This is a genomic window from Pedobacter sp. UBA4863 (genome assembly GCF_002399615.1).
Classification (GTDB): domain Bacteria; phylum Bacteroidota; class Bacteroidia; order Sphingobacteriales; family Sphingobacteriaceae; genus Pedobacter.
Genome location: NZ_DHDZ01000017.1, coordinates 38,450 through 49,701, shown reverse-complemented (window position 1 = coordinate 49,701; position 11,252 = coordinate 38,450). Strand labels below are relative to the sequence as shown.

General features: G+C 38.6%; 8 protein-coding genes and 1 pseudogene. 8 read left to right on the top strand and 1 reads right to left on the bottom strand.

Translation table 11 applies throughout. The features are described 5' to 3' along the window. Positions 1-162: 162 nt before the first annotated feature. Positions 163-333, top strand: a pseudogene (locus B3I52_RS15900) (response regulator transcription factor); the annotation flags it as partial. Between the two features lie 4 nt (positions 334-337). On the opposite strand, the gene B3I52_RS02945 reads toward B3I52_RS15900, so the two are convergent. Beyond that, positions 338-1,549 (bottom strand): MFS transporter, encoded by a 1,212-nt coding sequence (locus tag B3I52_RS02945; protein WP_293298518.1) that lies wholly within the window; start codon positions 1,547-1,549, stop codon positions 338-340. Between the two features lie 166 nt (positions 1,550-1,715). Here B3I52_RS02945 and B3I52_RS02940 point away from each other — a divergent pair, with 166 nt between their 5' ends. The 7 genes from B3I52_RS02940 to B3I52_RS02910 all read left to right on the top strand — a co-directional run bounded on the left by B3I52_RS02940 (position 1,716) and on the right by B3I52_RS02910 (position 11,196). Next, complete coding sequence (locus B3I52_RS02940; RefSeq protein WP_293298515.1) at positions 1,716-2,696, top strand: deoxyhypusine synthase family protein; 981 nt, start codon at positions 1,716-1,718, stop codon at positions 2,694-2,696. A 254-nt stretch (positions 2,697-2,950) separates the two neighbouring features. Further along, on the top strand, positions 2,951-4,240 hold the full coding sequence (locus B3I52_RS02935; RefSeq protein ID WP_293298512.1) for a c-type cytochrome: 1,290 nt from the start codon (positions 2,951-2,953) through the stop codon (positions 4,238-4,240). A gap of 47 nt (positions 4,241-4,287) precedes the next feature. Continuing rightward, positions 4,288-7,329: a TAT-variant-translocated molybdopterin oxidoreductase gene (locus tag B3I52_RS02930; RefSeq protein ID WP_293298509.1), complete on the top strand. Its 3,042-nt coding sequence runs from the start codon at positions 4,288-4,290 to the stop codon at positions 7,327-7,329. Between the two features lie 24 nt (positions 7,330-7,353). Next, entirely contained in the window at positions 7,354-8,826 is a 1,473-nt protein-coding gene (nrfD, locus tag B3I52_RS02925; RefSeq protein ID WP_293298506.1) for an NrfD/PsrC family molybdoenzyme membrane anchor subunit, read from the top strand. 2 nt (positions 8,827-8,828) lie between these two features. Then, on the top strand, positions 8,829-9,365 hold the full coding sequence (locus tag B3I52_RS02920; RefSeq protein WP_293298503.1) for a DUF3341 domain-containing protein: 537 nt from the start codon (positions 8,829-8,831) through the stop codon (positions 9,363-9,365). Further along, on the top strand, positions 9,358-9,945 hold the full coding sequence (locus B3I52_RS02915) for a c-type cytochrome (protein WP_293298501.1): 588 nt from the start codon (positions 9,358-9,360) through the stop codon (positions 9,943-9,945). The genes B3I52_RS02920 and B3I52_RS02915 overlap by 8 nt, the downstream gene beginning before the upstream one ends. Before the next feature lie 15 nt (positions 9,946-9,960). Beyond that, positions 9,961-11,196 carry a quinol:cytochrome C oxidoreductase gene (locus tag B3I52_RS02910; RefSeq protein WP_293298498.1) on the top strand — a complete coding sequence of 412 codons (1,236 nt, stop codon included), beginning with the start codon at positions 9,961-9,963 and terminating at the stop codon, positions 11,194-11,196. The last annotated feature ends 56 nt before the right edge of the window (positions 11,197-11,252 follow it).

Sequence of the window (11,252 nt, the reverse complement as noted above, 5' to 3'; positions counted from 1 at the left end):
ATATCAACTATTTATTGTTTTATTGATAATACACTACGGGTTAATGTTCTATGTTTATATCCTTTATTCTAAAAGTCGCGATCGTTACTGCGTAGGCTATAGTTTTTCAACAGGTAGTCTTCGACTACTTGTTTCGCCGAAAAGTTCAAGCTATCTCCAAGAGAAATTAAAATTATTAAACTGGTTAAAGCCGGAAATAGCAATAAGGAAATCGCCGCAAATACCTTTTTAAGTTTGTACACCATAGAAACACATCGAAAAAATATTTACCGCAAACTAAATTTGCAAGGCACTGCCGAGTTAATTCAGTTTGCCAATACCCATAAAATTTAAGCTTTTACTTTATTTTTTTGGTGGTGCTAATATTTGGTAAAAATACAGTTATCATACCTATTAATGGTAAATAAGCACAAATGTTAAAAACATAGTTGATGCTGGTTTTGTCTGCAAGGTTGCCTATTAGGGCCGAGCCCAATCCGCCCATGCCAAAGGCAAAACCAAAGAAAAGGCCGGCAACTAAGCCTACTTTGCCCGGAATTAACTCTTGCGCATATACAAGGATAGCCGAAAATGCCGACGCCAAAATTATCCCGATAGGGACAACTAAAACGCCTGTCCAAAATAAATTTGCGTGGGGTAATAATAGCGCAAATGGTGCCGCACCCAAGATAGATGCCCAAATTACATATTTGCGTCCAATTCTATCGCCAATTGGCCCGCCCAACAAAGTTCCCGCAGCAACCGAGAACAAAAATACAAACAGATAAATTTGCGAAGTTTGTACCGATACATGGAATTTATCTATCAAATAAAAAGTGAAATAGCTGGTTAAGCTTGCCATGTAAAAGTACTTTGAAAAAATTAGCACTAATAAAATCACAATGGCCGATATTACTGTCTTTCTCGAAAGTTGATGGGTTTCTGTAGCGGAAATACTTTTTTTCGTTTCGCGATTAATAAGGTAGTTTTTGTACCACTTGCCCACGTAGCTTAGCACCGTAATGGCTAACAAAGCAATTGCCGAAAACCAAATTACACTAAATTGTCCTTTGGGAACAATGATCCATGCGGCTAACAATGGGCCAATAGAACTGCCAAAATTTCCTCCTAACTGGAAAACTGATTGCGCCAAGCCTTTTCTTCCGCCAGATGCGGCATGAGCCATTCTTGAAGCCTCCGGATGGAAGATAGAAGAGCCTGTGCCTACTAAAGCAACGGAAAATAAGAGGAGAGGAAAGCTGTTGGCCAACGAGAGGGTAACCAGGCCGGTTAAAGTAAAGCCCATGCCTATGGCTAAAGAATAAGGCTGTGGTTTTTTGTCGGTATAGCGACCAACAAACGGCTGAAATAGGGATGCCGCTAATTGAAAAGTAAGTGTAATTAGTCCAATCTGTGAAAAAGTAAGATGATAAGAAGCCTTAACAAGTGGGTAAATGGCCGGAATTAAAGATTGTATGGTGTCGTTTAAGAGGTGAGAGAAGCTTAAGGCAAACAAAATAGGAAATACAGTTGCATTCGTTTTGCTTAAATCTGAAGGATTTGAGTTCATGAATAAGAGATTTTAAGCAAAACTACATATTTTATTATTGTGGTAAAACGGCAAGCCTTTTCGACTTAAAACAGCCACTGTTCAAGGTTTTGTGCCAAATCGTAAATCGTAAGCCTAAAATCATAAATCATTTGTATTTTTGCGGCGAAAACAAAATGAATATAAAATGAGTACTAACAGAGGACCAATATCAAAATTCATGGAGACTAATTATCTCCATTTTAATGCGGCGGCAATGATGGATGCAGCTAAAGGTTACGAAACGCATTTAGATGAAGGGGGTAAAATGATGATTACCCTAGCAGGAGCGATGAGTACCGCAGAATTAGGTATTTCTTTAGCAGAAATGATTAGACAAGATAAAGTTTCGATTATTTCCTGCACTGGGGCTAACCTAGAAGAAGATATCATGAATCTTGTTGCTCATTCGCACTATAAGCGCGTACCTAACTATCGCGATTTAAGTCCGCAAGATGAGTGGGATTTGTTAGAAAACCACTATAACCGCGTTACTGATACTTGTATTCCGGAAGAAGAAGCTTTCCGTAGGTTACAAAAGCACATCTACAAAATTTGGAAAGATGCTGATACCGCAGGCGAACGTTTTTTTCCACATGAATTTATGTATAAGATGTTATTGAGTGGCGATTTGGAACAGTACTATGAAATTGATCCTAAAAACTCATGGATGTTGGCCGCTGCTGAAAAGAATTTGCCAATTGTAGTGCCAGGATGGGAAGATTCTACAATGGGAAATATTTTTGCTTCGTATGTGATGAAAAAGGAAGTAAAAGCAACTACCATGAAAAGCGGTATAGAGTATATGGGCTGGTTAGCCGATTGGTATATTGCTAATTCTGCTGGTAAAGGAATTGGTTTCTTTCAAATTGGTGGCGGTATTGCAGGCGATTTCCCTATTTGCGTAGTGCCAATGCTTTATCAAGACATGGAGATGGAAAACATTCCTTTTTGGAGCTATTTCTGCCAAATTTCTGATTCGACTACCTCATATGGTTCTTATTCGGGAGCTGTTCCAAATGAGAAAATTACATGGGGTAAGTTAGATATCAATACCCCTAAATTTATTGTAGAGAGCGATGCGACTATCGTGGCTCCGCTTATCTTTGCTTGGGTATTAAAGCAATAACCAAAAATCAAAATATAAGGACTTAAAAGCAACTGTATTATAGTCGGTGATTTCTTGAAAAATCGCCGATTTTATTACTATAAGCCAAGAAAAATATAGTAATTTAGAATGGTTATAAATTACATTTCATTGTCATTAATGTGTCATTGATATACTAATAAAGCTTACTTTTGTCCAATTATTACTGAGCGGTGAATTCTCATTCACCCTCAGGTTAACAATTTTATTTCAAAATAAAGCATAAAATACTCATTATGAGGAATATCTCATTCGGACTTAAAAAATTTAGAAAAGCAACGTTTATATTGGCTGTACTATCTTTTTTGACTGTAACTGTATCGAAAGCGCAGGATGTTGTAGAGGGAAGGACTTTGTTCAAGTCTAAATGTGCGTCTTGCCACGCCTTAGACCATGATGGGACAGGGCCGGCTTTAACTCCAAAAGTGAACGAGTTAGATGAGGCGTTTTTAATTCCTTGGATTAAAAACAACCAAGCTTTAATTGCTTCTGGAAATAAGCAAGCAATCGAGGCCGCTAAATTCTCTCCTTCAGAGATGACTGCTTTCCCTACGTTGACTGATGATCAAATTAAAAACATCATTGCGTATGCTAAGGTAGGTGAGCCTAAAAAAGCTGCCGAAGCTGGTGCGCCTGTTGCAGATGAAGGTGTTTCTGGTCTTTCTATTGCTGGGGTAATCGCTATTATTGTATTAGCTATCTTGGTGTTGGTGGTTTTAGGTAGAGCCGTAAAGATGCTAGAGCGTTTAATCCTAGAAAAACAAGGTATTGATATTGTTGAGGAAGAGAACGTTTCTTTGGCTACTGGCCTAAAAGGATTGTTTAAAAACAAGAAATTTGTATTCTTTACCGTGCTGTGTTTAGTGGTGGTTCTAGGTTCTTTCGGATGGATGGGCATGTGGAATACGGGTGTTCATACTGGCTATCAGCCAACTCAACCTATTAAATTCTCTCACGAATTGCACGCTGGTATTAATCAGATCGATTGTCAGTACTGTCACTCTGGAGCGTTTAAATCTAAAAATGCCTCTATCCCTTCGCTTAACGTTTGTATGAACTGCCATAAAAACGTACAGGCAAGAACAGAAGACGGATTGATCTCTCCAGAAATTCAAAAAATATATAGCGCTTTAGGTTATAATCCGGATACACAAACTTACGATAAAACAAAAGAGAAGCCTGTTGAGTGGGTACGTGTACATAACTTGCCAGATTTAGCTTACTTTAACCACTCGCAACACGTTGTTGTAGGTGAAGATGCTATCCGTAAACAAGCAGGATTAAATCCTAACGATCCAGTTTGTTTCGCTTGTCACGGCCCGGTTAACACCATGGAAGAAGTTTACCAATATTCTCCTTTAACTATGAAATGGTGTATCAATTGCCATAAAGAGGCTGATATTTCTAGCAAAAAAGGTGATGCATTTTATGCTAACGTAATTGCTGCCCACGAGAAAATTAAAAAAGGTGAGAAAATTACACCAGCATTATTGGGTGGTTTAGAGTGTGGTAAGTGCCATTATTAATAAATAGAGTTTTTTAAGAACGTTCGATAAACAGTAATATAGCTTAAATGGAAAGCAACAAAAAATACTGGAAAGGTTTGGAGGAGTTGAACAAAACTCCCGAGTTTGTTGACAACAACAAAAGCGAATTTGCCGTGCCGCTTCCAATAGAAGATGTTTTAAGTGAGGCAGGATTAAGTACAGTTACCCCACGCCGTGACTTTTTAAAGGCACTAGGTTTTGGTTTAGGAGCTGTAACTTTAGCTGCGTGTCAAAAAGCACCGGTACACAAATCTATTCCTTACCTAGTTAGGCCAGAAGAGGTAACTCCAGGTATTCCTAACTTTTACGTTTCTAGTTTTAAAGGAAACAGTGTAATGGTTAAAACTGTGGTAGGCCGTCCAATTAAAATTGAGGCGAACCCTAATGCAGGTGCTTTTAATCGTGGTACCGATGCACAAGCGCAAGCTTCAGTTTTAGACTTGTACGATGTATCTAAGCTTAAAACTCCTTTATTAAAGAAAGAGGAAACTACTTGGGCCGATTTGGATAAATTCGTTAAAGGTGAGTTGAATAAAGTACAAGCTTCGGGTAAACAAATCCGTGTGGTAGCAAGTTCTTTAAACAGTCCTTCGGCTAAGGCGGTAGTTGCTGAGTTTGCAGCGAAATACCCTACCACTAAATTGGTTCAATACGATCCAGTTTCTTACACTGGTATTATCAAAGCTAACGAAAACAGCTTCGGTAAAGCGGTGTTGCCAAAGTACAATTTCGAAAAAGCAGACTTAATTGTAAGCTTTGCAGCCGATTTCTTAGGAACTTGGATTAGCGGAGAAGAATTTACTGCCCAATATACTTCTAACAGAGATTACAAATCGTTAGAGAAAAAGAAAATGTCTCGTCACTTCCAGTTTGAAGCTGGTATGAGTTTAACAGGTACCAACGCTGATACTCGTATTGCTTTAAAACTATCAGAAGAGGGGCCTGCACTAATCGCTTTATACAACGCAATTACAGGTGCCAGCTTATCAGGTGCTGGTTTGCCAGATAACACTAATGCAGACAAAGCAATTAAATTAGTAGCTAAAGAATTATTACAGAACAAAGGTAAAGCAGTGGTAGTAGCTGGCTCTAACGATGTTTCTGTGCAAACTTTAGTAAATGCAATTAACGTGGCTATTGGCAGCTACGGTACTACTATCGATTTAGATAACCCTTGTAAGCGTTACGAAGGTAATGATGCTGAATTTGCATTATTAGTTGACGAAATGAACAAAGGTGAGGTAGGCGCTGTGTTCTTCTTGAACGCTAACCCTGCTTACGATGCCATTAATGCAAAAGCTTTTACTGATGGTTTAGCTAAAGTGGCATTAAAAGTTTCTTTCTCTGATAGAGAAGATGAAACTGCCGACCTTTCTGATGTAGTGGCTATTACGCCTAACTACTTAGAAGCTTGGGGCGATGCAAATACATACGAAGGTTACTATACCATCGTTCAACCTACAATCAATCCAGTTTTCAACTCTCGCCAGGCAGAGCAAAGCTTATTAACTTGGGCCGATGCACCAGTACAAGATTACTACCAATATGTGCGTAACTATTGGGAGAAAAATGTATTGCCAGCAACAGGTAAAACTTGGGAAGATGTATTACAAACAGGTGTAATCGCTACTGCGCCTCGAACAGCAGGTAGCTATGGTTTCACTTTAGCTTTAGATGCAGTTGCAGCGGCTATCGTAGTTAGCAGCAAAGCGTTGAAGAAAGATATTGAGCTTCAAATTTTCGAAAGCATTCCGATGCGTGATGGTAAACAAGCTAACAACGCATTCTTACAGGAGTTGCCTTGTCCGGTTACCAAAGTAACTTGGGATAACTATGTAGCTTTAAACCCTCGCCAAGCCGAAAAATTAGGCTATAAAGAATTTGATGTCGTAAATATCAAGTCTGAAAGCGGTTACTCGGTAGATTTACCTGTATTGTTCCAACCAGGACAAGCCATGGGTACAGCTTCTGTAGCGTTAGGGTACGGACGTACTAAAACAGGTAAAGCAGGTAACAACGTAGGTAAAAATGCTTTCCCATTTGTAACTTATGCTAATGGTACATTAAAATATGCTACTACGGCTACTTTAACTGGTACTGGCCGTTGGGAAGAATTAGCCCAAACACAAACGCACTACTCTTTCGAAGGTAGAAATATCGTACGTGAAGCTAGCTTCAAGGATTTCTTAAAAGATCCAGCAGCTGGTTCGGGTAACCACCACAAGCACAAAGTTTACGATTTGTGGACTACCGATAAGCACGAAATGTTGGGTAACAACTGGGTAATGGCAATTGATTTGAATGCTTGTACAGGTTGTGGTTCATGTATAGTTGCTTGTAACGTAGAAAACAATATTCCAGTGGTTGGTAAAGACGAGGTTCGCCGTCGTCGCGAAATGCACTGGTTACGTATCGACCGTTATTATAGCTTTAATGATGAGCAACAAGGTGCGGTAACAGAGGAGAAAGAAATTGCTCATTTAGATAACCTAGAGAATGTTTCTGTGGTACACCAACCAATGTTATGTCAACATTGTGATCACGCTCCATGCGAAACAGTATGTCCGGTATTGGCAACGGTACACTCTTCAGACGGCTTAAACCACATGGCTTACAACCGTTGTGTAGGTACACGTTACTGTGCAAACAACTGTCCATACAAAGTGCGTCGTTTTAACTGGTTTAACTACTGGAACGATTCGCGTTTTGATAACTACTTGAACAATGAGTTTACGCAATTGGTATTAAACCCAGATGTTTCTACACGTTCACGTGGTGTAATGGAGAAATGTTCAATGTGTATCCAACGTATCCAAGCAGGTAAGCTAACTGCCAAATTAGAAAAACGTGCATTGCAAGATGGCGATATCAAAATGGCTTGTCAACAAGCTTGTTCTGCAAACGCAATTATCTTCGGCGATAAAAACGATCCTAACTCGGAAGTTTCTAAAGCCCTACGTAGCGAGCGTACTTACTACGTATTAGAAGAGATTAACGTTGAGCCAGGTATTGGTTACATGACTAAGATTAGAAATATAGATTCAACAACAAAAGAAGTACACGCTTAGGCTTTACTTACAGCAATATAAATTATGTCAGGACATAGCGAATCAATTTTAAGAGAACCATTAATTACCGGCAAGGATATTACGTATGCACAAATTACGAAAGAAATCCTGTCGCCGGTAGAAAACAAACCTAACAAGGCGTGGTGGATCGGATTTATCCTTGCACTTTGCGGAGCTACACTTTGGGTAGTATCTGTAGGCTATACGTTTTGGTTTGGTATTGGTGCTTGGGGATTAAATAAAACAGTAGGTTGGGCATGGGATATCACCGGTTTCGTATGGTGGGTAGGTATTGGTCACGCCGGAACATTAATTTCAGCCGTATTATTACTCTTCCGCCAGAACTGGCGTAATTCGATCAACCGTTCGGCAGAGGCGATGACAATTTTCGCCGTTATTTGTGCCGCTACATACGTTGTATCACACATGGGCCGTCCATGGTTAGCTTATTGGGTATTACCTTTACCAAATCAATTTGGTTCACTTTGGGTAAACTTTAACTCACCATTGGTATGGGATATGTTTGCGATCTCAACTTATTTCTCTGTATCATTATTATTCTGGTACACAGGTTTGTTGCCAGATATCGCGACAATTAGAGATAGAGCAACAGGCTTTCGTAAAAAAGTATATACAGTTTTCTCATTCGGTTGGACAGGTAGCGTAAAAACTTGGCAACGTTTTGAGGCGGTATCGTTAATCTTAGCAGGTATCTCTACACCATTGGTACTTTCGGTACACACCATTGTATCCATGGACTTTGCAACTTCGGTAATTCCGGGATGGCACACCACCATTTTCCCTCCTTACTTCGTTGCGGGCGCAATTTTCTCAGGTTTTGCGATGGTATTAACTTTAATGTTGGTAGTACGTAAAGTATTAGGATTGGAAAATTACATCACCATGTTCCACATCGAATCAATGAACAAGATTATCATCTTAACAGGTTCGATTGTAGGTGTGGCTTATTTAACAGAGTTCTTCATTGCTTGGTATTCTGGTTCGCAATATGAGCAGTACGCTTTCATTAACCGTGCTACCGGGCCTTACTGGTGGGCATACTGGATGATGATGACTTGTAACGTAATCTCTCCGCAGTTGTTGTGGTTCAAAAAGGTTCGTTTAAGCATTACCGCAACTTGGATTTTATCAATCGTGGTAAATATCGGTATGTGGTTCGAGCGTTTCGTAATTATCGTAACTTCATTACACCGTGATTACCTACCATCAAGCTGGACAATGTTCTATCCAACTTGGGTAGATGTGGGCGTGTTTGTTGGCTCAATAGGTGTATTCTTTACCTTATTCCTATTGTTCTTAAGAGTATTGCCTTCTATTGCTATTGCAGAGGTTAAAATGATATTAAAAACTGCAAGTGAGCAGTCTAAAATGAAATTAATTAAAGAAGGTTCTCTAGATAAAGAACACGTAGCAGAGTATGTAGAGTCTTTAGAGAAATTTGATAGTGTTAAACAAGAAGAATACGCAAAAATATAACAATGAGTAATATCAAATATATTTTAGGCAGTTTTGGTGATCCTGATGAAATGCTACATGGCATCGAGAAATTGCAGGAAAACAACATCTCTATTTATGATGTTTATACACCTATGCCTATTCACGGTATCGAAGCGAAATTAGGCGTTAAAAGATCTAGATTAGATGTTGCCGCTTTCTTTTTCGGAATTACGGGTACAATAACCATGCTTACTGGAGTTTATTTAGCTACAGTGGTAGATTGGCCAGTAAACATTGGTGGTAAAACGCATTTTGCTTTACCAGACTTTATTCCAATTACTTTCGAGTTAACTATTCTATTCTGCGCATTTGGTTTAGTAGGTTCTTATTATGCCTCTACCCACTTGTTTCCAGGAAGAGCGCCAAGAGTAATGGATTTACGTGCAACTGATGATCGTTTCATCATCGCTATTGATGCGAAGCAAAATACTGAACACGAAAAAATTGACGAACTTTTAAAAGGAGCAGGTGCTTTAGAAGTTAAACATAATGAAAGGAAGTATCTTAGCTATGAATAAGAATAGAATTGTTTTAGGAGCATTTAGCGTACTGGCTTCCGTGGCAATGCTTTCGGCCTGTAATAATAATAAAAGCACAGGTTTAGAATTTGCAAGGAACATGTATGATCCGATTGCTTACAATCAAGACCAGCCCAATAAAAACTTTGCTAACGGAGCTACATCACAAACTCCACCAGCAAATACAAAGCCGGTTGATTATATCAGATATGAGTATCCTAACACGAAAGAAGGATACGAAGCTTCTGTAGCATTGGTAAACCCATTGGCATTAACAGAAAAGAATTTGGTAGAAGGAAAACATCTTTATACCGTTTTCTGCTCACCTTGCCACGGAGAAAAAGGTGATGGCCAAGGTCATATCGTAAAATTAGATAAAGGTATTTCGGGCGTGCCCGCTTTCCATGGTGCCGATGCAAACTCATCTCGCGGTGGACTAACACAAGATATGGCAGCTGGAAAGATTTATCATACTATTATGTATGGTTTAAATGCAATGGGATCTCATGCTTCACAACTTAGCCCAGAAGAAAGATGGAAAGTAGTGATGTATGTTCAACAATTACAAAAAATACAATAAGAAAAGCAGATATAAATGGGAACTCATCATTATAATTTAAGTGAACAATTTGAGTTTACAGGGAGAACAAAAATCCTTAGTATTGTTGGTATCGTTATTGGTATTGCAACAATAGTTTATGGATTATTCCTTAATACTGATCATGTTACACACGAGCGTACTTATGCCAATCTTTTACTGATGGGCTATTACTTTGCATGTGTATGTATGTCTGCTGCCTTTTTTCTGGCAGTACAATTTGTTGCACAAGCAGGTTGGTCTGCATCAATATTACGTGTGCCACAAGCAATGGCAAAAAATTTAACCTTAGCATCTATAATCTTAATAGGAATTATTGTTGCGGGCTTGTTTACGCATAATCTTTATCACCACTGGGCAGATCCTGCATTATTGGTAGAGGGTGGCGAGAAATACGATAAGCTAATTGCGGGTAAGGCCGTGTTCTTAAACATACCGTTCTTTTTAACAAGACAGTTCGTGTTTTTGGGCTCTTATGCCATATTTGCACATTTTATAACCAAGTGGTCATACAATGAAGATTTATCAGGAGGTTTAGCATCTTATCGTAAAAGCTTTAAATACTCTTGTATCTTTTTAGTAATCTACGGATTTACTACGCCTGTTTTTGCTTTTGATACTATTATGTCTATAGAGGCACACTGGTTTTCAACTATGTTTGGTTGGTACAACTTTGCTGCAATGTGGGTTAGCTGTTTAGCAATTATTGCAATTGTTATTATTTTGTTAAGAAAAGCTGGTTACATGAGCTGGGTTAACAATAGCCACTTACATAATTTAGGCCAATTTATTTTCGGTTTCTCTATCTTTTGGACTTACGTTTGGTTTGCTCAGTTCTTATTGATTTACTATGCGAATATGTCTGAAGAGACCGTATATTTCCACAAACGTTTCAATAGCTATGAGTTTTGGTTTTACCTTAACTTGGTACTAAACTTTTTAGCGCCACTATTATTGTTAATGGATCGTGATAGTAAGAGAAGCGAGAATATATTATTGGTGGTATCTATTGTTGTGGTATGTGGCCACTGGGTTGATTATTATCAAATGATTATGCCAGGTGTGTTTGAGTTTGGTACTAAGAGTGGAAGTGGATTTGGAGTTTTAGAGATTGGTATTGCAATTGGATTTGTTGGTTTGTTTACTTATACAGTATTAAATGCTTTGAGCAAGAAGCCCTTATTGGCAAAAAACCACCCATTTTTACAAGAAAGTTTACACCATCATTTGTAGTCAATAGGTTACAGATAAACATTAATATAAAACAGTACATCGTACTACTTTTAAAG

What these genes read in the sequence shown, in the direction of transcription:
- B3I52_RS02915 (WP_293298501.1), top strand. Translation starts at nt 9,358, where the DNA reads ATGAATAAGAATAGAATTGTTTTAGGAGCATTTAGCGTACTGGCTTCC.
- B3I52_RS02935 (WP_293298512.1), top strand. Translation starts at nt 2,951, where the DNA reads ATGAGGAATATCTCATTCGGACTTAAAAAATTTAGAAAAGCAACGTTT.
- B3I52_RS02945 (WP_293298518.1), bottom strand. Translation starts at nt 1,549, where the DNA reads ATGAACTCAAATCCTTCAGATTTAAGCAAAACGAATGCAACTGTATTT.
- B3I52_RS02940 (WP_293298515.1), top strand. Translation starts at nt 1,716, where the DNA reads ATGAGTACTAACAGAGGACCAATATCAAAATTCATGGAGACTAATTAT.
- B3I52_RS02920 (WP_293298503.1), top strand. Translation starts at nt 8,829, where the DNA reads ATGAGTAATATCAAATATATTTTAGGCAGTTTTGGTGATCCTGATGAA.
- B3I52_RS02910 (WP_293298498.1), top strand. Translation starts at nt 9,961, where the DNA reads ATGGGAACTCATCATTATAATTTAAGTGAACAATTTGAGTTTACAGGG.
- nrfD (WP_293298506.1), top strand. Translation starts at nt 7,354, where the DNA reads ATGTCAGGACATAGCGAATCAATTTTAAGAGAACCATTAATTACCGGC.
- B3I52_RS02930 (WP_293298509.1), top strand. Translation starts at nt 4,288, where the DNA reads ATGGAAAGCAACAAAAAATACTGGAAAGGTTTGGAGGAGTTGAACAAA.